Source organism: Devosia sp. P3_B2 (assembly GCF_056402875.1).
In genome coordinates, this window is sequence record NZ_JBFUGO010000005.1 from 75,144 (window position 1) to 96,825 (window position 21,682).

The window sequence follows — 21,682 nt, forward strand, 5'->3', positions numbered from 1 at the left end:
AATTAGACACAAATGCGTCGCGTCGAGTCGGATCGCGACTATTGCGAGTGTGGCGGGAGTTGGGTCGACGGGCCGCCGCCTCGGAACCACGCGTCGCTGCAAGGAACTGTTTACGCTAACCCCAGAAAGCCCCCGCGTAACCCCGTGGAACGGGTGCGGAACCCGCTCGGGACGGCTTCCCCTTAAACCCGCATTAGGCGTTCGGGTGGAAGCTCCGGGCAACAAGAAAAAGGGTGGCGGGGCGTTTGGTTCGAGTTATGCGTAGCCTCTGGTCATGGTTGAGCGATGTGTGGCGCACCGAGCCGGTGCGAGGCGCCGGCGGCCGTCCCGAGGCCCTGCGGCGGCAGGCCATTGCAACCAACGCCCGGCTGATCCTGATCCTCAGTCTCATCGGCATGCCGGCGGCGCTCTATGCGCTGACCCAGTCCATTCTGCTGCCTTTCGTCCTCGCCACCACCGGTATCGCCGCGGGCGTGCTGACCATGGCCTGGTGCCAGCGTGGCCAGTATGAGCGCGCGGCGGCCGGGCAGGTCTATGCCACGCTGCTCTGCGGGGCGCTTCTGACCGTCGCCGACCCGTCGATCGCCGATTTCGGCCTCGCCGTGGCGGTGCTCGGGCCGGTGCACGCGTCGCTCCTGACCCGCACCCCGGTGAAGAAGCGCGCGTGGGCGATGCTCGTCGTCGTGGTGGCGCTCGGAGTCTTGGCGAGCCTGGGCATTCTCGCCTGGCCGCAGCCGTTCCACTTCGGCAATACGCTGCTCGGCGGCTTCGTGTTCCTCGCCTCGGCGGCGATCGTTGCGCACTCGGCCAACCGGCTGAACTCGGTATTCGAGGTTTACGAGAAGGCGCAGATCAACGCCTATCGGCACCTGATCGAGCATGTGCAGGACGCGGTGATGCGCTTTGCCAGCGACGGCACGGTGCTGTTCACCTCGCGCTCGGCTGAAAAGCTGTTCGGCTGCCGGCGGTTCGAACTGAGCGGCAACGGCCTCGTCGAGCGCATCCACGTGATGGATCGCCCCACCTATCTCACCGCCTTCGCCGAAGCCAACCAGGACGGCCAGACCCGCCGCGTCGAGATCCGCATGCGCCGCGACGAGCCCGGCCCTTCCGCCGCCGCGCCGCGCTACGTGTGGGTGGAAGCCTCGCTTTCGCCGGTTATCGACGCCGATGCGCCCGGAGCGCGCAACGAGGTCGTGGTGCTGTTGCGCGACGTGACTGAGCGGCACGACTACATGAACGAGCTGCAGCGGGCCCGGAAGATCGCCGAAGAGGCGTCGAACGCCAAGTCGCGCTTCCTCGCCACCATTGGGCACGAGCTGCGCACACCGCTGAACGCCATTGTCGGCTTCTCCGAGATGATGACCTCGGGCGTCGTCGGCGAGCTTTCGCCGCAGCACAAGGAATACGCCACGCTGATCCAGCAGAGCGGCCACCATCTGATCGAGGTGGTGAAGATGCTGCTCGACATGAGCCGGCTGGAAGCGGGCAAGTTCGAACTGACCACCGAGCCGATCGCGCCCGAATCGCTGGTCGAGCCGTGCCTGAAGATGGTCGACGCCATGGCGCGTGCCAAATCGGTGCGGCTGATGACCGATATTCCGCGCAGCCTGCCGATGCTGGTGGCCGACGAGCGCGCCTGCCGGCAGATCCTGATCAACCTGCTGTCGAATGCCGTGAAGTTCTCCAACGAGCACTCGGTGGTGACCCTCGCGATGAAGCGGCAGGGCCGGCATCTTGCCATTTCGGTGGCCGACCACGGCATCGGCATGGGCGAGGAATCGGTGCGCCGAATCGGCGAGCCGTTCTTCCAGGCCCAGGACGGCCTGGCGCGCCGCTACGAAGGCACCGGACTGGGGCTTTCGATCGTCAAGGGACTGGTCGAATTGCATGATGGTGTGCTGCACACCAGCTCGTCGCCGGGCGAGGGCACCGTGATGACGGTTTTGCTGCCGATAAACGGTCCGGAAACCAAGGTGGAGGAAACTGCTGCCGTTACGCCCCTTCATCGGGACCCGGTTCAGCAGCAAATGCCCACCACATGGCACGACGAAAGAAAAAGAGCCCTATGACGGCAGCAACTCTTGCGCACCTGCCCTTGCAGGTCGGCGGCGTCGCATTGGCCCAGGCGGGCCGGGCGGCGCTCTGGGTCATTGCGCGCTACATGCGCTCGCCCCTCACCAATTCCGCGATCGCCGCGCTGGTGGTAACCACCGCCATGGCCGGCTCGAACGCACTGTATGGCCAGCGCCATCAGCATCCTGCGCCGCTGTTCTCGGCCGGGATCGATTCGCAGATCACCGCCGATATCGAGCCGGTGATTCCGAAGACGCGGCCGAAGAGCTTCGTCGTGGCGTCGCCGGCCAAGGTGCAGCGCCAGCTCGCGGTGGCGGCGCCGGTCGACACCCAGGGCGGGCCGATCGGCAACAAGGACGTGTTCGAGGTGCAGCGCAAGCTCGAGCGGCTGCAGCTGTTTACCGGCACCGTCGATGGTTATTACGGCCCGCAGACGGCGCGGGCGCTGAAGAAGTTCGAAGAGCTGCGCGGGCTGAAGCCGACCGGCGAGCTGACGCGCGACATTATCGAGATGGTGCTGGCAGCGCCGCTGTCGACGCCCGAGGCGAAGCCGGCGGCACCAGTTGCCGCGCCTGTCGCGGCGGAACAGCCGGCCGCGGTGACGCTGCCCAAGCTGCAGGCGCCGCCTGTCGAGGCGGACCTGCCGGCGGCCACCAAGGTGAAGCCGCAGTCGCTGGCGGCGCTGGAAAAGCCGAAGCCGCTGACCGCCGACGTAGAGACGACCGGCTCGATCGAACCGGTGAAGCGCGCCAAATCCAACACCGTGCTCGGCCGCGCCGTACCCGAGACGCCGGAAGCGGCGCTGGAGATGGCGGCCGATACCGCAGGCGACGCCATCAACACCATCATCGACGGTGTGCAGTCGATGGCGATGACGACGGCGCCCGAGAAGAAGCCGGTGAAGCAGCAGTTCGCCGCGGAGACGAACGCGCTGACGACGGCGGAAGCCGTCGCGCCGATCCCGCTGGTGCCGAAGTCGCAGCAGCGAACCGAGGTCGCGGCTCTACCCGACAACCCGCAGGTCGGCGTGCCCCTGCAGATCGAGGAAGCGCCGCCCAAGCCGGGCGAGGATATTGCCGTGCTCGACACCGAAGCGACCCCCGACCAGATCATGGCGCCGTTCTCGGTGACCGATCCGGTGATCGTTGCCAAGGTGCAGCGCGGACTGGGGAGCCTCGGCTTCCTGCATGGCCCGGCCGACGGCGTGGCCGGCGAAGCGACCGCCAAGGCGATCCGCAACTTCGAGGTCTACTTCAACTACAAGGTGACCGGCCGGATCTCGCCCGAGCTGCTTGACCTCCTGGTTGACAACGGCGCTTCGATCTAGCGCCGTATGAGGTTGCACCCATCGTCCCGTCGCGGTCCGATGGGGCATGGATTCGGCGGTTCATATCGAAAGACGGCGACCCTGGCGGCAGGGTGAGATGCTCGTCCTGCTGGGGCCGGGAGGCGTCGGCAAGTCGACGCTTGGTCGCTCGCTGGCCGGAACGCTCGGTTGGTCGTTGATCGATCTCGATCTCGAGTTCTGCGAGCGGATCGAGGTGATCGGCAGCTTCATCGGCAAGCATGGCTACGAGCTGTATCGGGCCGAGAATCTTGCCTTGGCCGAGCGGCTGGTTGGCGAGGCGGCTCCGTCGAGCATCTTCGTTACGTCCTCCGGTTTCCTTGCGGCAACGCCGGCCACCGACGATCGCCGCCGTGCTGACCGGTTGGTTGCCTCCGGCTATGGCGTGACCCTGCTGCCTTCGCTCGACATCGACATTGCCACCTCCATCGTGGTGGAGCGGCAGCTGACGCGCGGCTTTGGGTTTCAGCGCGAGTCGGAGGATCAGAAGTTTCGCGTGCGGTACGAGACCTACCGGGAGACGGGGGATATGCTTGTCTGCTCGGTGGGTGCACCTGACCAGATCGCGGTAGCCGTGCTCGCCAGCCTTGGCCTGACGGCGCCAGCCTAGCCAGGCGCCGGGTTTTCCGGCACACGTGAACGATGTTTCGCACCGACCTCTGGGTTTCGGCGTTCGTTCGCCGACATAACGATATCGGCCACATGTGCGTGGTGTCCCGCCGCGGCGATCCGATCGCCGGGCAGATCTTCGTCGAGGTGGATCACCTCAACGGCGAAGTTTCGCTCTACACACCGGCGCCGGCGACGAGCCTCGGCGACAATTCCGAGGCCCGGGTGTTCCAGCTACGCTTCGACCATGTGGAGCCCGAGAAGGTGCGCGAGCGGATTGCGCGCGAGCACGATTTCGACCCGGATTTGTGGGTGGTGTCGCTGGAGATGCGGAGCGGGGATTTAGGGCTGGAGTTGGCGAAGGGCTAGCTCGCCCTGGCCCCGATCCGCGCCAGTGCCTCGATCGCCTGATCCACCACCGGGTTGCGCTCGCGGGTTTGTGGGGGCGGGATGCGGCGGCGTTCGATTTCGAACGGCCGGTATTCCGGTTTGGTCATGTCGAGGAGGTTCACCTCGCCGCGCCAGGCGCTCATCAGGAAGGCCGTGGCGTCGACGCTTACGCTGTCGAACAGCTTGGAGAACTCGGCGAGCGCCTTGGAGCGATCCTCGTCGTGCGACGTGGCGTGGATCAGCACCTTGAGGCCGTCCTGGGCGTTGCAGCCGAAGGCCCGCAGCACCACGAACAGGGCGGCGCCGGAGGTATCGTGGGCGATCTGGCCGCAGCGGACTTCGTCGAGCCCGGTGATCTGATGCAGCAGCTTGGTGACTTCCGGGCGGCGGTTCTCGGAGAACAGCTTCATCAGCGCGCGGGTAAGCTCGCCGGTGGCGACCGATAGCTGCTCGAGCGTGCGCTTGATCGGGGCGTCCGGTGTCTCGCGCTTGGCGAAGGCGTTGATCACCTTGACCCGGTCGTTCTCGCCCAGATCGAAGAAGGCGGGGGCGAGGAGGGCGGCATCGAAATCCTCGCGGGCGGCGAGCGACCAGGCGACCTGGTGATCCATCTGCGCCGAGCGGGCGAGGGCGCTGAGATAGGGGCCACGCGGCGAGATCGCAGTGTTGGTGGCGAGCGCGCGATAGACCTTGCGGCTGTTCATCTGAAACAGGCGGCCGAGCACGTTGTTGGAGAGATCGGCCCGGCGAGCGAGGGCGGCACCAAGCGTCACGTCGTTCGACGAGATCACCTTCAGCATGGTGCCTTCGGAGAGCTTTGGCGCCGAAACGAGGAAATCCGGCAGGTCGTCGCCGAGGTGGCGCACGACGAGTTGCTCGAGCTCGGGGGACAGGTCCTCGGACCGGCCGAGCGTTGCCGCAGCCTTGGCGCGGGCAGCGGGCGCCGCAGCCGGGAACAGGCGCTGGGCGAGCGCCGCAAACTGTTCCATTTCGGCACTGGTCGGCCGTCCGCGACGCGCAAACGCATCGCATGCTGCGCAGAGCAGCGTGTTCGTTCGATCGACGCCGCCCGTCTCGATGAGGAGCTGAAACGTCTCGTAAGGCTGGAAACCGATCATATTTTGCCCTGAAAGGCCCCAGGATTCGGGCCTCAACCACAAGGCTGACTATTTCAGGGAAATCGTTAGCGAACTGTTAACCTTGACGAACTCTTAATGGCTTTCATCGGGTCCCTGCGTCGCTCCCGATCTGCCGATGGAAATGGGTCCCCGGCAGATATCGCCCGCCCGCCCGGAGGCAAGGTTGGGAAAGCTGGTTCAACTACCAAAGCGTGGACGCACGAAAACGCGCTCCCAATCGGCGGGCACGGGCGAGGTCCTGTTGTTCACCGGGATACGCTACGAGCGGGGAGGCAACTCGCCGCTGCCGGACAAGCCGGTCGGAACGGCATCGGGCGGCAAGCGCCGCCGTGGCTGACCGGACGATGCTTCGCGCGCTGGGGCTGGCGCTGCTGCTTTGTGCTGCGCCGGTGGCCGGGCACGAGCTTGGCGACTTCGGTCGGGTGAAGCCGGGCGTACTCAATGACGAGATCATTCCCGAGACCGACCGGCTGATGCGGCGGCTGGGCAACCAGCCTGTCTCGAACTTCAATATCACCGATCAGGAACGCGAGATGCACGACCGGGTGTACCGGTTCCTCATCGCGCGCCACGCCAGGGACTGGGCCTTCGACTACGAGCAGATCGTTTTCGTGGCCGGCGTGTTCAGCTCTCGCCCGGACAGGGTTGATCTCTATTACCGCTGGCTGACCAACGAGCGCTACGCCTCGTCGCGGGTGCGCTACAACACCATCGCCGATGACATCGGGGCGGACCTGCTGACTTTGCCGACCACTTTCGCGGCGATCTGCGCGGTGATCGAGATCGACCGGCAGCGCGCAGTGGCCGCCGCCGAGATCGGCGATATCGAGGCGGGCATGATCGAGCAGATGCACCTGCGCAAGGCCGAGAACGACCTCTATGTCGGTCGCTTCATCGCCGCGCTCGGCTACCGCTATGGCTCCTACAGCTACGCACTCGACCATTTCCTGGTGGAGACGCCGCACGGCGAGGCCATCGAGGTGGATGAACGGCTGAGCCGCATGGCCCCGTGGGTCGATCGGGCCGAAGCCTGGGACTTCTGCGGCGGTGGTCCGAACGGCTGGGATGACGACGAAGCGGCCATCCCCGGCCGCGTGCTGCTCGATGCGCCCAGCGAGGGCGAGTATCGGAAGTAGCTCAGGTGGCGATGGTGCCGCACTTGAGGCCGGTCAGCGCCTTCTCGTAGCGGGCGCGCATTTCCGGATGAGACGGGGCCAGGCGGACGACGACGAACAGGTCGTCTTCCTTGGCTTCGACGATCAGCAGGCCTTCGGCGACATCCAGCTTCTGCTCGGCGAGGAGGCGCGTCTGGCCCGGGTTGAAGATCCCCAGGTCGAGCGCCGTGCCGATACCGTCGCGGTTGGTGGTGGAATAGACCACCGTGCCGGCGCGGCTATAGACCGCGACCGACCAATAGGCCTGGGGCAGGGTGCCGCTGACCGAAGCGGGCCCGTTCCTGAGGTCGATCTTGCAGACGGCGTAGGCGAGTTCGGGGTCGAGCCGCAGCGGGTTGGCCTCGCCGGCCTTGGCCGCAGGCAGCACGGTGGGGCCGGGGCCGGCGCCGACTGCGGCGACACGATCCCAGGCGGCGGTGGCCGACAGCGACGGCAGGCTGAGGATCACCGCGATGTGGATGATGCCGCCGAGCACGACGCCGCCGAACAGCCAGAGCAGGGTGCGGATCATGCGCAGGCCTCGCGGATGATCGAGGGCAGGGCCGCGACATCAGCGCCGACGCCGGAGAGGCTGGATGTGTCGTAGAGCGTCAAGATCAGGTCGAAGGCGCCATTGCCGGTGATTTCCAGCCAGTTCTGCGGGGCAAGGGTCTTGGAGACATAGAGCTCGACCGAGCCGTCACCGGCCCGGCTGAGCCTGGCGCTGTGGAAGTCCATGGGGCCATCTTCGCGGCTGATCGGCGCGCCATTGTCGGGCGCCACGGGGACCAGGGTCCAGAAGCGCGCGGCTGGCGTCGTGCCATCGATGCGGTAGCGGCAGGCTCGATCGAGCCGGCGGTTGTCGCTGTCAGTGGTGGCGACGAACTGGATGCCCTCGCTGGCGCCGAGCTCGAGTGCGCCGGAGCGGGCGATGAAGGCGCGGGTGTAGGGATCGGGCGTGGGGATGCCGACATCGCGCCAGGCGGACCAGGGGCCGATCTCGATGGCGCCGAACAGCCGGCCGTCGCTGAGCGCGTACCAGCTGAGCCCGAAGCCCACGACCAGTGCGACCATCAGCATGGCCCCGAGATGAACGAGAAAGCGCAAGGGTTACAGCGCCTTGGCTGGAGTAGGGGGAGCGGCAACGGTGAGTGCGGCCTGGTTGCCGGCGCCGCCCAAGGCACTGCGCAACCGATCGGCAACCTCCAGCAGCTTGTCGGCGGCGCGGGGCTTCAGCCCCGGCGGGCGCTCGGCGACCGGGGCCAGCGGCTGGCCTTCCTCGGCGTTGGCGATGACGAACGGAGCGGGCTGGAAGTCGACGCCTTCGACCGGTTTGATCTCGATATTGGTATGGGCGTAGGCCATGAACTTCTGCCACGCGATGGTCGGCAGGATACCGCCGGTCAGCTTCTTGGTTGGCCGGTAGTCGTCATTGCCGAACCAGACGGCCGCCACGTAGTTGCCGGTGAAGCCGCAGAACCACGCATCGCGATAGGAAGAGGTGGTGCCGGTCTTGCCGACGGAGGGCACGCCCTCGATCTGCGCACGCCGGCCGGTGCCGCTTTCGACCACGGCGCGCATCATGCGGTTCATATACTGCACGGTCTGCTCGCTGACCACGCGCACCTGCGGCGGGTTGGCTTCGGCGTCGAAGATCGGATCGCCGGCCAGCGTTGTGATGCGCGTGATGCCGTAGGCCGGCGTCTTGTAGCCGTGGTTCGCAAACACGGCGTAGGACGACGCCATGTCGATGACGCTGACTGAGGCGGCGCCGAGCGCCAGCGAGCGGGTGACCGGGAAATCGTTGGTGAGGCCGATCTTGTGGGCGAAATCGGCGATCGGCTGGCGGCCCATCTTGATCGAGAGGTTGACCGGCACGGTGTTGATCGACTGCTGGAAGGCCGAGATCAGGCTGATGCGGCCGACGGCGTTGCCCGAATAGTTGCGCGGGCACCAGTTGCCGATGCATTGCGTCGCGCCGCTAACGACGGTGTCGGGGTCGTACTCGGGGATGTTCTCGAACGCAGCGCCGTAGTCGAACAGCTTGAAGGCCGAGCCCGGCTGGCGGTTGGGGACGATCGAGCGGTTGAACTGGCTCTTGCCGTAGTCCATGCCGCCGACCATGGCGCGGATCTGCCCGTTGGGCTCTAGCACCACCATCGCCGCCTGGCTGACATTGTAGGCCTCGCCCTGCTCGCGGACGACGGAGGTGACGGCGTCCTCGGCATAGGACTGCAGCACCGGATCGATGGTGGTGCGCACGACGAAGGTGTTGGAGTTGCTGCTTGAGGTCTCGATGACCTTCTTGGCCTCCTCGAAGGCATAGTCGAGGAAGTAGTTCGGCGAGTTGGCCTCGGCCGAGCGATCGATCGGCACGGCAGGGTTGCGCCGCGCCGCCGTGACCTGCCCCTCGGTGAGAAAGCCCGCGTCGACGAGGTTCGAGAGCACCAGGTTGGCGCGACCGCGGGCTGCGGCGAGGTCGACATGCGGGGCGTACTTGGTCGGCGCCTTGAACAGGCCGGCCAGCATGGCCGCTTCGGCGAGGTTCACCTCGGTGATCTTCTTGCCGAAATAGAACTCCGCTGCGGCAGCAGCGCCGAAATTGCCGCCGCCCATATAGGCGCGGTCGAAATAGAGCTTGAGGATCTCGTCCTTGGTGTAGTGCCACTCGAGCCAGACCGACAGGAACGCTTCCTTGATCTTACGCTCGAGCGTGCGCTCGGAGCTGAGGAACAGGTTCTTCGCCAACTGCTGGGTGATCGAGGAGCCGCCCTGGGTGGAGTTCTCGCCCTGGGCGTTCGAGACCAGCGCGCGCATCGTGCCGACGACGTCGATGCCCCAGTGGTCGTAAAAACGCCGGTCTTCGGTGGCGAGGGCCGCCTTGACGAAATAGTCCGGCAGCTTGTCGAGCGGATAGGAATCGTCCGACCGGATGCCGCGGCGGCCGATCTCGTTGCCGTAGCGATCGAGGAAGGTGACCGCGAAATCCTCGGCCTTGTTGAAGCGGCCGCTGACCGTGGCATCAAATGCCGGCAGCGCCAGCGCGGTGACCAGCACCATGCCGATGGCGAGGAAGCTGAAACCGTCCGACAGAATCTCGACGAAGAAGCGCTTGATGCCCGAAACGCGGAAGCGCGAGAAGAAGTCTTCGACCTGCGTGAAGCCGCGGCCAAGCGACTGGCCGAACTCGTAAAGCGCCGAGTCGAGCCAGGCATCGGCTGCCAGCATGCGGGTTTTCTTGCGCCGCTTCTCTTTGTGGTAGAACGGGTCCTGCAACCGAAAACTCCGCGACGTGCCCCGACGCTGGTCTTGAATCTCCCCAATTTGGGGCGCATTGGCAAGGCAGTCGCTCGAATATGATCAGCGGATAGTTTGCGCAAGCGTGTTGGCGCCACACGGGAATTCTGAATGGCCTTCTGGGAAGAAAAGACGCTCGAGGAAATGACTGACGTGGAGTGGGAAGCGCTCTGCGACGGCTGCGGGCGCTGCTGCCTGATGAAGCTCGAGGATGAGGACACCGGCGACATCTACGTGTCGGACGTGCGCTGCAAGCTGCTCGACGGCGACAGCTGCAAGTGCTCGGACTATCCCAACCGGCTGAAGGTGGTGCCCGACTGCATCAAGCTGACGCCCGAGAATGTCCGCACCATCGAGTGGATCCCCAAGACCTGCGCCTATCGCCGCATCGCCGAAGGCAAGGGCCTCGCCTGGTGGCACCCGCTGGTATCGGGCGACCCGGAGACAGTGATGGCCGTCGGCGTCTCGGTGCGCGGCCGCACCGTGCCGGAGCAATCGGTGAAGCCGGGCGAGTGGGAAGACCACGTGGCGGATTGGCCCAACTGGGAACCGCCGGAGGAGATCTAGGGGCAGGGGCAACGCGCTCCTAAATCCAGGTGGCCGACCGAACGTCGGCTCACTCCTCTCCCAGAGTGTGGCGTGCCCGGCTCACCCTGAATGCCGTGCTACTTCCAGGCGCGAGGTAGTAGTAGATGTCCGTGTCCGGGTTGTTCTTGGCGTGGGCCTCCCAAGACGTGCGACCGCCGATCTCTGCAACTGCGACCGCGTGAGTAGGAAAGCCAAAGGCGCTGAAAACGACTGTCTCCCAATAGATGTCGTCCAATCGGCGGGAGGCAGACAGGGACCAAACCTCATACGGACCAAAACCCCATTCGCACTGGAGGAAGTCGCCGTAGTGATTGAGCTCCGCAACGTGCGCTTTGCTGAGTAAGGCCAAGGGAAAGCCGCCATCCTCAAGGCGTTGCGCCAATTCACCGTTCCGCACCAGCGGGCAGGATTGAGCGGAGGCGGTCACCACGATGACGACGAGGGCGGCAAGGCATGACGACGCCAAGTGTTTCAATCCAGCCCCCTGCGCGTTCTCGGGCTAGGTGAGTGGCAGAAGTAGTTGTTGTCAAGCTGGCCCCCCGCACCGCGCGCTTTGGTGGTGGGTTCAAGTGGTCGCTCGCGGTGTCAGCATCTGGGCGCTGATGCAACCCCGCTTCAGCCCAGCCTAGCCAGCGGCAGACCGAGCGGGCGCACGATGCGCGCGAAGCACCAGGGCCGAGGCCAGAAGGATGCCGATGAGGGTGGTCGCGTAGACCAGCACCTGGATGCCCATCGGCCGCGCCACATAGCCGACGAGGATGTGCAGGAACACCCCGATCGGGTTGTCCTGCGCGAGGAGCGCCGAGGAATCCCAGATATCGTAGCCGAGCGCCGGCAGGTACCCCGCCTGGACGAGATAGGCCGAGGCCTGCGCCGCGAGGCCTGCGGTCAGCAGCAGCATGATGATGCCGGTCACCTTGAAGATGTGCTTGACCGGCACACGCACAAGGCCGGCATAGAGCACCCATCCGAGCGCCGCGGCGGAGAGGACGCCGAGGCCCCCGCCCATAAGCATGGACTTGGTGTCGGCGGTGCCGTCGGCCGCGATGCCGTACATGAACAGCACGGTTTCCGAGCCTTCGCGCAGCACCGCGATCGCCGTCACCAGCGCCAGCGCCGATACCGGGCGTACGCCCTTTTGCACGCTCTGCCCGAGCTGGCGGCTTTCGGCCGCCAGCTCGGCGCCATGCGCCCCCATCCACATCTGATGCCAGGCCAGCATCAGCACCGCGATCAGCAGCACGCCGGCGTTGAACAGCTCGCGGCCCATGCCGTCGAAGAAGCCGGAAATGGCGTCGGCGAACACCGCGACGAGGCCGGCGCCGAGGAGCCCCGCAACCAGCCCCCCGGCAACCCAGAGGGTCCGGCCCGGGATGTCGCGGCTCGCGCCCAGAACGATCGAGACGATCAGGGCCGCTTCGAGCGTTTCGCGGAAGGCGATGATGAAGGTCGAACCCACCGTGGGCTCCTACTTTGCGACGAGGGTGCCCTTGGCGGTGTCTTCGTGGAACTCGCCCACGAAATTGTAGGTGCCGGCCTCGAGCGGGCCGACGAAGACGGCGATGGTCTTGCCGCCGGAGACGATCTTTTCGACGTGCAGGTCGTGGCTCTCGAACTCTTCTTCGGAGGCGTCCTGGTTGATGACGATGAGCTTGATCTTCTGGCCGACCGGGACCTCAAGCGTCGCCGGCGTGAACAGATGGTCCTTGATCGTCAGGGTGAATTCGGGCTCGGCGGCGATAGCCGGCGCTGCGGTGACACAGATGGCAGCGGCGATGAGCATCGCCCCAAGGGTCGTCTGGCGGATCATGTTTCCTCGTTCGGGTCTGGCCGGTGTTCGGCGTCTTCGGTCAGGCCGCTCAGTAGGAAAGGTGATCGCGCATGTCAACTTACTTTCCCGGGAACGGTGGATGGAGCCCCGGCTCTGCGTCGAAAGGGGACGCCATAGGCGCCCCCTTCATGCTCAGAAACCGAACTTGCCGTTCTGGTTCTTCCATTCACCCTTGGGCGGAATGGTCTCGAGCGTGTCCCAGTGCTCGGCGATCTTGCCGGCCTCGACACGGAACAGGTCGTAGAACGACGTCGGCTTGCCGCCGAAGCTGCCCTCGCTGACGACCAGGACGAAGTTGCCCTCGCCCAGCACCTTGTGCACGGCGTCGTACTTCATGGTGATGCCGGCCTTGGCCAAACCCTCGAGCGCGGCGCCCAGGCCCGATAGGCCGTTGGCGATCTGCGGGTTGTGCTGGATGTAGTTGTCGCCATCGAAGTAGCCGGCGAGCTTGTCGAGCTCGCCGTTGACGAGGATGTCGTCGACGAACTGCGCAACCAGGGCCTTGTTCGCTTCGGTCTTGTCGAGATCGAGGACGGTGGTCGCGCCGTCGATCATGGTCTTGCCGCTCGGATTGGCCGAGGCCGGCGTCTCCTGCAGGTTGTCCCAATGCTCGACGATCTTGCCGCTCTCGAAGCGGAAGATGTCGAAGCCGACCTTTGGCCCGAAGAAGTCGTAGTCGGTGTGGGAGAAGACGTAGTCGCCATCCTGGAAGACGCGGACGGTGTTCACCTTCGCCGAGTTCGGCGGCAGGGCAGCGAGCAGGGCGCCAAAGCCGGCGAGCCCGTCTGCGGCCCCCAGATTGTGCTGCTTGTACTGATCGGGATTGATGACGGCCACCGGCCCTCCGGCGCCGGTCTCGATGGCTTTGAGGAGGTCGACGACCTGCTGTTCCTGGGCGCTCATGGTTTGCTCCTGTGCGAATGAGGCTGTGATCGGCAGAGCTGCTGCTGAAGCCAGCAAAGCTGCCAGGGCGGCTGCGGCGAGGGTTCGGGTTGTCATGTGTGTATCCATGTTGGTCACATATATTGGTATCTAATATGGATACACATGTCTGTAAAGAGGCATCCGTTCTCGGGTCGATCGGTGGGTCAGGCTACCTTGTTTCGCTCGGCAATGTCGGCGGCGAGGTCTGCAATTGTGGTTTTGCCGAGCTGCGCCTGGAGCGCGCGTTCCGCCTCGAGCATGCGGCCCCTCAGGACCACGTCGATGTTGCGGCCGACCGGGCACTTTGGGTTGGGCGCCTCGTGCAGGGCAAAGACCTGCTGCTCCTCGTCAATCGCCCTGTACACGTCCAGCAAGCTGATCTTGCCGGCCTCGTGTGCAAGCAAGGCGCCTCCGCCGGCGCCCAGTTGCGACTTGGTAAGGCCTGCCTTTGCCAGCTGTGTCAGGAGGCGACGGATGAACGTCGGATTGGTGTTCACGCTTGCAGCGATGAGCTCCGACGTGGCGGGTTGCCCGGCCTGGTACGCAAGAAAGGTCAGAATGTGCGTAGCAACCGCGAAGCGGGTGTTCATCGGCAGATCTCCATGTGTGCCTAAGATAGGAACACACCGGGCGCCTGGCAACTGGGTGCCATGGCTTCGAGCGGGTGGCCGGCGCCGACCGGGTCACGGTCGCATTTTGGCCCACTGGGCTGAGTATTTTCCGTGCCTATGGAGATCTTGGATCGGCCTGCTGGCACGTATCTGAAGATAAATGGCTTGTCCTACTCGGACTGGGAGGACGAAGCGGACCAGTTGCGGCGGTTGGGTAATGGTCTGGGCACGGCGCGCAAACACCATGTGACACGGGCGCAGAAGCTGCTTGCCAGCCTTCAGGAGGAACTGGACGCGATCGATTGCGTGAGCCCGGGCCTCACCGGCTTCGATGCCATAAGGGTTGGGTGCGTTCGGGACCTGGTCGTCGCCATGCGGAGCAGCCTCGAGGAGACGCTGCGGCTGCTGCGGGAGCGAGTTCCAAAGCGAGCCAGTCGACCGCGGAAGACTGCGGCTGCCAGTTAGGCCCTCGCGGCATCCGCCGGCGAAGCCGAGCATGTCTTGAAGCCGAGCATGTCTTATTTAAGTGCGGGGGGCTCCTGATCGGCATAAAGTCTGTATGGACCGGACGAGCCGATGCCCTGCGGGCAAACTCGCTGCTTCCGGGCGTTTAGCAAGCGCACTGAGTTATGCCAGTCCACCAGCCGGTGGATGGTACTTCTGTGTTTGTGAAAAAGACATGTCAATTCAGCAGTTCCCTCGCACGGCCATAGTCGTGGAAACCAACTTTCTTGTCGCCTCGGTGATTGAATCGCCGCTGGCCAACGCCGGGTATCGGGTGCTGATTGCCACGGATCCGGCTGAGGCATTCACGTTGATGGGTGCCCATCAGGTGCATCTCGCCCTGATCGACTTCCGCCTGCACCATGGCGGGCCCGAAGGGCTCGTCGCCGAGCTGGATCGGCGCGGTATTCCTTTCATCATCTGCACCGCGGCCAGCGCGGAAGAGGTTTGCGAACATTTCCCCGATGCGCGCGTGATGCTGAAGCCATTCAGCGACCACGACCTGGTGGCGGCCGTTACCGCCCTGTTTTCCCCCGAAGGTCTCTACCAGGGGGCGTGAGGGGGAAATCGGCAGACGACGCATAGCCCGGGATCACGAGGGGGCTTTCGAAGTGGCTTGGTCCCGTGCAAGTGCCTCATCGAGCGTTGCCTTGGCGACCTGAAGGGCCTCGATCGTTCCACGCCCATCGGACAGCATGATCGTCGTCGTCACGCGAAATGCCGGGAAAGACACATCCAACGCCTCCCGATCGGTGACGACGGTGAAGGCTCCGGCCGGATGCGGCTGATCCAGCCCCGGAAGCAGGAACGGATGATGGAACGTCACGAGTTCCGAGGTGCTGGTCATTCCGCAGCCAGTCGGGTGACGACCTGGCCCTTACCGGTCTCGTCGTCCCAGACGATCTTCCACTTGCCGGACCTGCCCATGCGAACCAGTTCCTTGTCCAACCTCGGCGTATCTCCGAGCCGCAACTGCAGCGTACGCATCAAGCCCCCCGGCCCGGCCTCGTCGTAGATGCGGTCGAAATCGCTGCGCATGACCGCGGTCATTGCAGAGCCTCTCGACATCGCGTGATGGTCCAAGATTCGCGTGAAAAGCCGTCGGACAGCTTCAGCTCGTCAAAAGTCTCGCCGTGCGCCCGCTCGAGCCAGATCGATGTCCCGTCCGGAAGCCCGAGAAGCAATTTGCTGCCGGTCCGGTCAACCACCACTGCCGAAGTGCGGCTGTATTCGGGTGCCTCGATCGATAATTGGTCTCCGGTTCTGACCGCGACTTGCTGGGAACCGCCGGTGACTAGAACAACGGCTCCAGCGTGCAGCCGGGGAGCATTGGAGTAAGCATGATAGGTCGCCATCATCGGATTATCGCTGCCGAAGTGGGTACCTTGCGAGAACCCAGCAGGGAATTGCGTATCTGTTGGCGCCGCAACTCGACGCCTTCGATCAACGGTTCGGTGCCCTCGTGGATCGCGGCGAACCAGGACGGGCTGGCGCGAGGATGCCTCTGCAAGTGCTGGGAGAACAGCAACTCGGCGCGATAGTTGCCGAAGTGGCTGCGCTCCAGGGCGCGATTTAGATGTGTCATTGGAAGGTCCAGTCCGCCAAATCCGCTGTGCGGATGGATCCTGGGTCAGGGGGCGGGAGTGGGGACCAAGGACGCGGCACCTTGGCCGCATTCTCATGTGGTGCTTCGGCGAGCGAATAATAAGGGTCGATGTCGGTTCCGGTCGAACCCACCTGAGCAGTTCGGCACCGAATTTCGTGGCTGATGAGGACGAGCCACCTGTCTCCGAAGACGTGCGTTTTGCGGCGGCGGCGACGCAAATCGCGCGGGAGCGCTTCGCACCAGGTCGGGACGTTGCTTCACCAGTGAAGCACTCGGCCGTACTGAGCTTGCCGTCGACTGGGGCGCTGTGCCCTGCGAAGCTCTGTCGCAAATCTTTCTTAATTATGACAATGCGTTAGGCCGAAAGGTGTGCTTGTCTAAGCTTTAGAATCCCGGCAACTTGGGTTCACTACTTATCGTCGTAGTTTTGCGGATTTTGAGGCGGCATGTCTATTGGGGCGACCGGGCGCGGCTACGCTAATCGTGTCCGGAATCCTGGGATGGGCAAGCTGCTTGCGGGTGTTGGCTTGGCGGCGTTGCTCATGGCGTTGTCCACGGTGCCTGCCTCGGCCCAAGCCAATTGGACCGGCCTTTCAGGCAACGACTGGACAGTAGGGGGTAACTGGACGACCGCTGCCCCGCCCATTGCTGGTCAAACCGTCAACATCGGTGTTCTCGGTTCGCCGCCGCAGAGCGACGCCATCCTTGGCGTCAGTGGCGCGGTCAACGTCTCGGTAGGGGCCATGAGCGTCGGCAACAGCGGCGGAGTGGCCGGCAACCTGACGATCAGGAACGGTAGCACCCTCACCAGCACCGGCAACACGCGGATTGGGATATCTGCCACCGGCATCGGTACCGTGACCGTCACCGGACCGGGGTCACAATGGCTGGCCACGGCCGGCAATACGTTTTATGTCGGCTTTTTGGGCGTCGCCACGCTGAACATCGAGAACGGCGGCCAAGTTGTTACAGGGGCCGGCACCGCGCTTACCAACGGCGCCGCAGCTTCAGGCACGCTCAACATGAGCGGCGGCGGCGTACTGCAGACCCAGTCCTTGAAGGGCGGCCCAGGTACGGTCCACGCTAATTTCGACAATGGCATCCTGAAGGCCACGGCCGGCATGGCGACCTTCATCAACGGATTTGACGGCACCGAGCTGAACATCCTCGCGGGCGGGCTGACGATCGACACCGGCGCATTCGAGGTCGGAACCGATGCGACATCGGCCCTCACCGGCGTCGGCGGACTGACCAAGACCGGCACCGGCAAGCTCAATCTCGCAGCCAACAACACCTATGCCGGCGAGACACTGATCCAGGCAGGCACCCTTGCGCTGACCGGTGCGGGCACCATCAGCAATTCGAGCCGCGTCGTCGCGAACGGGACGTTCGATATTTCCACCATTGCCGCCGGCGGCACCAGCATTCAGAGCCTCGCCGGCAGCGGTGGCGTGACGCTCGACGCCAAGACGCTAACGATTACCAACGCCAGCGACACGTTCTCCGGAATTATCTCCGGCACCGGCGCGCTGACGCTCACCGGTGGAACGCAGACGCTGTCGGGCGCCAATACCTATAGCGGCGGCACGACGATCTCGGGCGGCACGCTTGCAGTGACGAGCGACGCTGCGCTGGGCGCTGTGGCTGGCGCGGTGACCTACAATGGCGGCGCGCTGCGCGCTTTGGCGAGCTTCGCGACGAACCGTACGATGAACTTCACCTCCGTCGGCGGCATCGATGTCGTTGCGGGCGCCGTGCTGACGGTGAACGGGCCGATGACCGGGGCTGGTGGGTTGACCAAGCTCGGCGAGGGAACCCTGTTGCAGAACTCAGTGACGGGCTATCTCGGCGGGACCATGGTAGCGGCGGGCACGTTGCAGGCGGGTGCGGCCGGTGTCTTCGCCGGCAGTTATGTGACTTTGGCGGATGGCACGCTCGACCTGAATGGCTTCGACCAGACGATCGTCAACCTCCAGAATAGCGGACGGTTGCGGCTCGGCGGCGCGCCGGGAACGATGCTGACGATGACCGGCGGGTATCTGGGAATGGACGGCATCGTCGAACTGAACGTCGCGCTCGGCGATGACACTTCGGCCACCGATCGCCTCGTGGTGAACGGCGACACCGGGGGCAACTCGTCGCTGGTCGTGACCAATGTCGGCGGCGCCGGTGCACAGACTGGCCCGGCAGGCATCAAGGTCGTCGATGTCCTCGGCGCATCGAACGGCACCTTCTCGCTCATCGGCGACTATGTGTTCGAGGGCGATCAGGCGGTGGTCGGCGGGGCTTATGCCTACAGGCTCTATAAGGGCACCGAGACCACGGCGGATGGCGACTGGTACCTGCGGTCCGAGATCATCGACGCGGGCCCGCTCTATGCGCCCACCGTGCCGCTTTACGAGAATTACGCCAACGTGCTGCAGGCCTTCAATGAGCTGGGCACCTTGCAGCAGCGCGTCGGCAGCCGCGAATGGCTGAATGGCGGGCAGGCCGGCGAGCAGGGCGCGGTTGCGCCCGACGCCATCTGGGCGCGCATGGATGCCTCGCAGGCGCATTTCGAGCCCGGCGTTTCGACCACGGGCGCGAGCTATGACGTGAGCACCTGGCGGCTGCAGGCCGGCATGGATGGTGTGCTGCAGCAGGGTGAGGCCGGCTCGCTCGTGGCCGGGCTGAATGCGCAGTTCGGCACGGTCGGCTCCGATATCGCCTCGCTCTATGGTGCGGGCTCGATCAACGCCCTGGGCTACGGCGTGGGCGGCACGCTCACCTGGTACGGCGCCGGCGGGTTCTATCTGGACGGGCAGGCGCAGGCGACCTGGTACTCGGCCGATATCGTCTCCGATGATACCGGGACGACGCTGGTCGAGGGGAACGATGCCTTTGGCTACGGGCTCAGCCTGGAAGCGGGCCAGAAGATCGGGCTCGACGCCAACTGGTCGCTGACGCCGCAGGCGCAGCTCAGCTACTCGGCAGTGCGCTTCAACGACTTCACCGACCAGTATGACGGCACGGTGTCGCTCAATAGCGGCGACACGCTGGTGGGCCGGCTTGGCCTCTCCGCCGACTACGAGGATGAGTGGCGGGATGCGTCCGGCGCGACCAACCGCACGCACCTCTATGGCGTGGCCAACCTCTACTACGACTTCCTCGATGGTACGTCGGTCGACGTGTCCGGGACCGAGTTCGTGTCGCAGAACCAGGGGCTGTGGGGCGGCGTTGGCGTCGGCGGCTCGATGAGCTGGGCCGACGAGCAGTACAGCGTCTTCGGCGAGGCCCTGGTGCGGGGCAGCGTGGAGGACTTTGGCGGCAACAATGCCGTGGGTGCGAAGGTCGGCTTCAGCGCAAGTGGTAGAGGCGGCGTCGCGGGTGCGACAGCCTGACCGGGGCCGTCGGAGCGATCTGACGGCCAGTTTTGCTTCTTCACGACTTCGTGATCGAAACGTCATGCATGGCCGGGCCGTCTCGCCAAGACGAGATTGTGGCAGGCTGAATGTATGCTGAACAACCGTCTCGCCAGCAAGTCAGCGTCGCTGCCATTTCGGGGCCGTACTTTGCCGCAGAGATGAACGGCAGATGAACGAGGCCTTTATTCAAGATTCAGCCAAAGTTCCCATTTATCGGGCCAGCACCAACCGAACCCGAACTGACCCCGATCGTTTCCGGAGACGCATGACCATGCACCTCGCGACCAAACTCGCCGCCGCCGTGCTCGCTACTATCTGCGCCACGGCCCCCCTCGCCGCCCTCGCCGCCGACCCGACAGGCACCTGGCAAGCCGATGACGGCAAGAGCCGTTACAAGATCACCCAATGTGGCAGCGGCGCCCTGTGCGCGCGCCTGATCTGGCTCCGCGACAAGGATGACCAGAACCGGCAGTACCTGAACCAGGTCATTGTCCAGGGCACGCAGGCCTCCGACAACAAGTGGACGGGCACCGTCAAGAACGCCGGCGACGTCTACTCCGGCACGATGGTCATGACCGGCGAGAACAGCCTCAAGGTCAACGGCTGCCAGGGCGTCTTCTGCCAGACGGTCAAACTCAGCCGCGTCTGAGGCGCTGCTTGAAATAGGCAGCCTTCAAGAACTGCCGAACTCGAAACCCGCGCCTCCGCCGGCGCGGGTTTTTTATTGTCAGTATGCCGGCGGGGCGGGGGGAGGGGGACAAACTCCACCGGTGTGCGGATGCGACTTCAAGACCGATGCGTCGAAGTCGACTGACCGAACAAGGTTCAGCGAGCCGTCAGCCTTGCAAGTGTGGGTTTGAGGATGGCGTCAAACAGGGCCGGGCTGTTCTGCGCCCGCGCCGACAGCATCGCGCCGTGAACGGTCGCCATGAACATCTCGGCTTCGACCTCTGCCGATGCCTCGATCGCGACAGTGCCCTGATCGGCGCCGCGCTCCATAGCCGCGGTCAGCCAGGACGACAGGAAACGGAAATACGCCGTCACCTCCAATGCCACCTCGGGCGGCAGAGCCGGTAGCTCGCAGGCGAGCAGAGCGCACACGCAAAACGGAATGCTCGCATCCTCGATGCACTTGGCCCAATTGCGGGCATAGGACCGGAGCAACTCCAGTGAATCGGGAACGTCACCAGCCAGTTGGGTAAGGCCAGTCTCCGCATCCTCGCGGTACCGCGTCACCAGCGTGCGGACGAGATCGACCTTGCTGGGGAAGTGATGATGGATGCTGGCTTTGCGTATCCCCACCACCGCGGAAATATCCGCATAGCTGAAGCCGCTATAGCCACCCGAGATGATGAAGCTGCGAGCAGACGCCAGGATTTGATCCGAAGTCGTGGACGTGTTTGTCATCTGGACCGCCTACCTTCTAGTAGGTCTGGATGTCAATCCCAGGGCGCAACCGATGGTCCGCGCAGCATGACAACGCTCTTCCGGCCGCCGCGTCGATTGACTCCTGTCGCCCTACCTTCTAGTAGGTAGTCAAAATGGAGATGTACCATGGCGAACCAGCCGCAAGACCAGTCCCTCCCTTTCGCTTCGAGCGACTGGCTGCGAACCTACTACTTCACCCGCGCGGCGGTTTCGATCGTCTGGATAACCCTGGCGTTCATAGTAGGGCGGGGTAATCCCGCGATCGCCGCGGTCCTGCTCGTCGCCTACCCCGCCTGGGACGCGCTTGCGAATTATCTCGACGCGAAGAACACTGGCGGGCTGCGTGCCAACCCGACCCAGGCGCTCAACCTCGTGGTGAGCGCCGTCGTCGCGGTCGCCGTCGCCTTCGCGCTGGGCGTCAGCATGAACGCCGTGCTGGTGGTCTTCGGCGTGTGGGCGATACTGAGTGGCTTGTTCCAGCTCGCAACGGCCGTCCGCCGCTGGAAGTCCGCTGGAGCGCAGTGGGTGATGATCCTCAGCGGAGCACAGTCAGCGCTGGCTGGCGGCTTTTTCATCCTGATGGCGGTCGCCCCCACGCCTGTCGACATCACGCCTATCGCTGGCTATGCGGGTTTCGGCGCATTCTACTTCCTTCTCTCGGCCATCTGGCTGACCGTCAAGCCGACCCGCCGTCGCTCGCCAGTTTTGAACTGACGGGCATCGAGCGTAGGCAGCCTTCACGAACTGCCGAGCTCGAAACCCGCGCCTCCGCCGGC

Annotated in this window: 24 protein-coding genes; 11 read left to right on the forward strand and 13 right to left on the reverse strand. The window is 64.7% G+C overall.

What is annotated here, in order from left to right:
* The first annotated feature begins 257 nt into the window (after window positions 1–257).
* The 4 genes from AC1DV8_RS09105 to AC1DV8_RS09120 all read left to right on the forward strand — a co-directional run bounded on the left by AC1DV8_RS09105 (window position 258) and on the right by AC1DV8_RS09120 (window position 4,399).
* Window positions 258–2,072, forward strand: a complete 1,815-nt coding sequence (locus tag AC1DV8_RS09105; RefSeq protein ID WP_477150147.1) for a PAS domain-containing sensor histidine kinase — start codon at window positions 258–260, stop codon at window positions 2,070–2,072.
* Window positions 2,069–3,403 carry a peptidoglycan-binding domain-containing protein gene (locus AC1DV8_RS09110; protein ID WP_477157233.1) on the forward strand — a complete coding sequence of 445 codons (1,335 nt, stop codon included), beginning with the start codon at window positions 2,069–2,071 and terminating at the stop codon, window positions 3,401–3,403. The genes AC1DV8_RS09105 and AC1DV8_RS09110 overlap by 4 nt, the downstream gene beginning before the upstream one ends.
* 97 nt (window positions 3,404–3,500) lie before the next feature.
* Window positions 3,501–4,031, forward strand: coding sequence for a shikimate kinase (locus AC1DV8_RS09115; protein WP_477157234.1), 531 nt, complete (start codon window positions 3,501–3,503; stop codon window positions 4,029–4,031).
* Window positions 4,032–4,063: 32 nt separating this feature from the next.
* Window positions 4,064–4,399 (forward strand): DUF1491 family protein, encoded by a 336-nt coding sequence (locus AC1DV8_RS09120; protein ID WP_477150150.1) that lies wholly within the window; start codon window positions 4,064–4,066, stop codon window positions 4,397–4,399.
* On the opposite strand, the gene AC1DV8_RS09125 is transcribed toward AC1DV8_RS09120, so the two are convergent.
* Window positions 4,396–5,538, reverse strand: coding sequence for a DUF2336 domain-containing protein (locus tag AC1DV8_RS09125; RefSeq protein WP_477157235.1), 1,143 nt, complete (start codon window positions 5,536–5,538; stop codon window positions 4,396–4,398). The genes AC1DV8_RS09120 and AC1DV8_RS09125 overlap by 4 nt on opposite strands.
* Window positions 5,539–5,903: 365 nt before the next feature.
* Between AC1DV8_RS09125 and AC1DV8_RS09130 the strand changes: the two genes are divergently transcribed.
* Window positions 5,904–6,695, forward strand: a complete 792-nt coding sequence (locus tag AC1DV8_RS09130) for a hypothetical protein (RefSeq protein ID WP_477157236.1) — start codon at window positions 5,904–5,906, stop codon at window positions 6,693–6,695.
* Window position 6,696: 1 nt separating this feature from the next.
* On the opposite strand, the gene AC1DV8_RS09135 is transcribed toward AC1DV8_RS09130, so the two are convergent.
* Genes AC1DV8_RS09135 through AC1DV8_RS09145 form a run of 3 tightly spaced genes read right to left on the reverse strand, consistent with a single transcriptional unit; the run spans window position 6,697 to window position 9,989 of the window.
* Complete coding sequence (locus AC1DV8_RS09135) at window positions 6,697–7,245, reverse strand: DUF1254 domain-containing protein (protein WP_477150153.1); 549 nt, start codon at window positions 7,243–7,245, stop codon at window positions 6,697–6,699.
* Window positions 7,242–7,820: a DUF1214 domain-containing protein gene (locus AC1DV8_RS09140; protein WP_477150154.1), complete on the reverse strand. Its 579-nt coding sequence runs from the start codon at window positions 7,818–7,820 to the stop codon at window positions 7,242–7,244. The genes AC1DV8_RS09135 and AC1DV8_RS09140 overlap by 4 nt, the downstream gene beginning before the upstream one ends.
* Before the next feature lie 3 nt (window positions 7,821–7,823).
* Window positions 7,824–9,989, reverse strand: coding sequence for a transglycosylase domain-containing protein (locus AC1DV8_RS09145; protein WP_477150155.1), 2,166 nt, complete (start codon window positions 9,987–9,989; stop codon window positions 7,824–7,826).
* A gap of 132 nt (window positions 9,990–10,121) precedes the next feature.
* On the opposite strand from AC1DV8_RS09145, the gene AC1DV8_RS09150 reads away from it, so the two are divergent.
* Entirely contained in the window at window positions 10,122–10,577 is a 456-nt protein-coding gene (locus AC1DV8_RS09150; RefSeq protein ID WP_477150156.1) for a YcgN family cysteine cluster protein, read from the forward strand.
* Window positions 10,578–10,626: 49 nt separating this feature from the next.
* On the opposite strand, the gene AC1DV8_RS09155 is transcribed toward AC1DV8_RS09150, so the two are convergent.
* The 5 genes from AC1DV8_RS09155 to AC1DV8_RS09175 all read right to left on the reverse strand — a co-directional run bounded on the left by AC1DV8_RS09155 (window position 10,627) and on the right by AC1DV8_RS09175 (window position 13,943).
* Window positions 10,627–11,073: a hypothetical protein gene (locus tag AC1DV8_RS09155; protein WP_477157237.1), complete on the reverse strand. Its 447-nt coding sequence runs from the start codon at window positions 11,071–11,073 to the stop codon at window positions 10,627–10,629.
* A 150-nt stretch (window positions 11,074–11,223) separates the two neighbouring features.
* Complete coding sequence (locus tag AC1DV8_RS09160; protein WP_477157238.1) at window positions 11,224–12,057, reverse strand: FTR1 family iron permease; 834 nt, start codon at window positions 12,055–12,057, stop codon at window positions 11,224–11,226.
* A gap of 9 nt (window positions 12,058–12,066) precedes the next feature.
* Entirely contained in the window at window positions 12,067–12,408 is a 342-nt protein-coding gene (locus AC1DV8_RS09165) for a cupredoxin domain-containing protein (protein ID WP_477150163.1), read from the reverse strand.
* A gap of 153 nt (window positions 12,409–12,561) precedes the next feature.
* Window positions 12,562–13,332: a nuclear transport factor 2 family protein gene (locus tag AC1DV8_RS09170; RefSeq protein ID WP_477157239.1), complete on the reverse strand. Its 771-nt coding sequence runs from the start codon at window positions 13,330–13,332 to the stop codon at window positions 12,562–12,564.
* Between the two features lie 185 nt (window positions 13,333–13,517).
* Entirely contained in the window at window positions 13,518–13,943 is a 426-nt protein-coding gene (locus AC1DV8_RS09175; RefSeq protein WP_477150165.1) for an Rrf2 family transcriptional regulator, read from the reverse strand.
* Window positions 13,944–14,129: 186 nt separating this feature from the next.
* Between AC1DV8_RS09175 and AC1DV8_RS09180 the strand changes: the two genes are divergently transcribed.
* Together AC1DV8_RS09180 and AC1DV8_RS09185 are read left to right on the forward strand one after the other, a co-directional pair.
* Window positions 14,130–14,429 carry a hypothetical protein gene (locus tag AC1DV8_RS09180; protein ID WP_477157240.1) on the forward strand — a complete coding sequence of 100 codons (300 nt, stop codon included), beginning with the start codon at window positions 14,130–14,132 and terminating at the stop codon, window positions 14,427–14,429.
* A gap of 214 nt (window positions 14,430–14,643) precedes the next feature.
* A complete protein-coding gene (locus AC1DV8_RS09185; RefSeq protein ID WP_477157241.1) occupies window positions 14,644–15,027 on the forward strand; it encodes a response regulator in 384 nt (127 codons plus the stop codon).
* Between the two features lie 33 nt (window positions 15,028–15,060).
* Here the strand turns inward: AC1DV8_RS09185 and AC1DV8_RS09190 are convergent, their stop codons facing one another.
* The 3 genes from AC1DV8_RS09190 to AC1DV8_RS09200 are packed head-to-tail and all read right to left on the reverse strand — an operon-like array spanning window position 15,061 to window position 15,826.
* Complete coding sequence (locus AC1DV8_RS09190; protein ID WP_477157242.1) at window positions 15,061–15,315, reverse strand: hypothetical protein; 255 nt, start codon at window positions 15,313–15,315, stop codon at window positions 15,061–15,063.
* Window positions 15,312–15,518: a hypothetical protein gene (locus AC1DV8_RS09195; RefSeq protein WP_477157243.1), complete on the reverse strand. Its 207-nt coding sequence runs from the start codon at window positions 15,516–15,518 to the stop codon at window positions 15,312–15,314. Before AC1DV8_RS09195 ends, AC1DV8_RS09190 begins: the two co-directional genes overlap by 4 nt.
* Entirely contained in the window at window positions 15,515–15,826 is a 312-nt protein-coding gene (locus AC1DV8_RS09200; protein WP_477157244.1) for a hypothetical protein, read from the reverse strand. The genes AC1DV8_RS09195 and AC1DV8_RS09200 overlap by 4 nt, the downstream gene beginning before the upstream one ends.
* 748 nt (window positions 15,827–16,574) lie before the next feature.
* Between AC1DV8_RS09200 and AC1DV8_RS09205 the strand changes: the two genes are divergently transcribed.
* Window positions 16,575–19,454 (forward strand): autotransporter family protein, encoded by a 2,880-nt coding sequence (locus AC1DV8_RS09205; RefSeq protein WP_477157245.1) that lies wholly within the window; start codon window positions 16,575–16,577, stop codon window positions 19,452–19,454.
* A 289-nt stretch (window positions 19,455–19,743) separates the two neighbouring features.
* Window positions 19,744–20,127, forward strand: coding sequence for a DUF2147 domain-containing protein (locus tag AC1DV8_RS09210; protein ID WP_477150172.1), 384 nt, complete (start codon window positions 19,744–19,746; stop codon window positions 20,125–20,127).
* Window positions 20,128–20,303: 176 nt separating this feature from the next.
* On the opposite strand, the gene AC1DV8_RS09215 is transcribed toward AC1DV8_RS09210, so the two are convergent.
* A complete protein-coding gene (locus AC1DV8_RS09215; protein ID WP_477150173.1) occupies window positions 20,304–20,885 on the reverse strand; it encodes a TetR/AcrR family transcriptional regulator in 582 nt (193 codons plus the stop codon).
* A gap of 147 nt (window positions 20,886–21,032) precedes the next feature.
* On the opposite strand from AC1DV8_RS09215, the gene AC1DV8_RS09220 reads away from it, so the two are divergent.
* Window positions 21,033–21,620 (forward strand): DUF308 domain-containing protein, encoded by a 588-nt coding sequence (locus AC1DV8_RS09220; protein ID WP_477157246.1) that lies wholly within the window; start codon window positions 21,033–21,035, stop codon window positions 21,618–21,620.
* Window positions 21,621–21,682 lie beyond the last annotated feature (62 nt).

Excerpts from the sequence above, each read along its gene's own strand:
- AC1DV8_RS09105 (WP_477150147.1), top strand. The coding sequence starts at position 258 with ATGCGTAGCCTCTGGTCATGGTTGAGCGATGTGTGGCGCACCGAGCCG.
- AC1DV8_RS09110 (WP_477157233.1), top strand. The coding sequence starts at position 2,069 with ATGACGGCAGCAACTCTTGCGCACCTGCCCTTGCAGGTCGGCGGCGTC.
- AC1DV8_RS09115 (WP_477157234.1), top strand. The coding sequence starts at position 3,501 with ATGCTCGTCCTGCTGGGGCCGGGAGGCGTCGGCAAGTCGACGCTTGGT.
- AC1DV8_RS09120 (WP_477150150.1), top strand. The coding sequence starts at position 4,064 with ATGTTTCGCACCGACCTCTGGGTTTCGGCGTTCGTTCGCCGACATAAC.
- AC1DV8_RS09125 (WP_477157235.1), bottom strand. The coding sequence starts at position 5,538 with ATGATCGGTTTCCAGCCTTACGAGACGTTTCAGCTCCTCATCGAGACG.
- AC1DV8_RS09130 (WP_477157236.1), top strand. The coding sequence starts at position 5,904 with ATGCTTCGCGCGCTGGGGCTGGCGCTGCTGCTTTGTGCTGCGCCGGTG.
- AC1DV8_RS09135 (WP_477150153.1), bottom strand. The coding sequence starts at position 7,245 with ATGATCCGCACCCTGCTCTGGCTGTTCGGCGGCGTCGTGCTCGGCGGC.
- AC1DV8_RS09150 (WP_477150156.1), top strand. The coding sequence starts at position 10,122 with ATGGCCTTCTGGGAAGAAAAGACGCTCGAGGAAATGACTGACGTGGAG.
- AC1DV8_RS09165 (WP_477150163.1), bottom strand. The coding sequence starts at position 12,408 with ATGATCCGCCAGACGACCCTTGGGGCGATGCTCATCGCCGCTGCCATC.
- AC1DV8_RS09170 (WP_477157239.1), bottom strand. The coding sequence starts at position 13,332 with ATGAGCGCCCAGGAACAGCAGGTCGTCGACCTCCTCAAAGCCATCGAG.
- AC1DV8_RS09175 (WP_477150165.1), bottom strand. The coding sequence starts at position 13,943 with ATGAACACCCGCTTCGCGGTTGCTACGCACATTCTGACCTTTCTTGCG.
- AC1DV8_RS09185 (WP_477157241.1), top strand. The coding sequence starts at position 14,644 with ATGTCAATTCAGCAGTTCCCTCGCACGGCCATAGTCGTGGAAACCAAC.
- AC1DV8_RS09190 (WP_477157242.1), bottom strand. The coding sequence starts at position 15,315 with ATGACCAGCACCTCGGAACTCGTGACGTTCCATCATCCGTTCCTGCTT.
- AC1DV8_RS09195 (WP_477157243.1), bottom strand. The coding sequence starts at position 15,518 with ATGACCGCGGTCATGCGCAGCGATTTCGACCGCATCTACGACGAGGCC.
- AC1DV8_RS09200 (WP_477157244.1), bottom strand. The coding sequence starts at position 15,826 with ATGATGGCGACCTATCATGCTTACTCCAATGCTCCCCGGCTGCACGCT.
- AC1DV8_RS09205 (WP_477157245.1), top strand. The coding sequence starts at position 16,575 with ATGGGCAAGCTGCTTGCGGGTGTTGGCTTGGCGGCGTTGCTCATGGCG.
- AC1DV8_RS09210 (WP_477150172.1), top strand. The coding sequence starts at position 19,744 with ATGACCATGCACCTCGCGACCAAACTCGCCGCCGCCGTGCTCGCTACT.
- AC1DV8_RS09215 (WP_477150173.1), bottom strand. The coding sequence starts at position 20,885 with ATGACAAACACGTCCACGACTTCGGATCAAATCCTGGCGTCTGCTCGC.
- AC1DV8_RS09220 (WP_477157246.1), top strand. The coding sequence starts at position 21,033 with ATGGCGAACCAGCCGCAAGACCAGTCCCTCCCTTTCGCTTCGAGCGAC.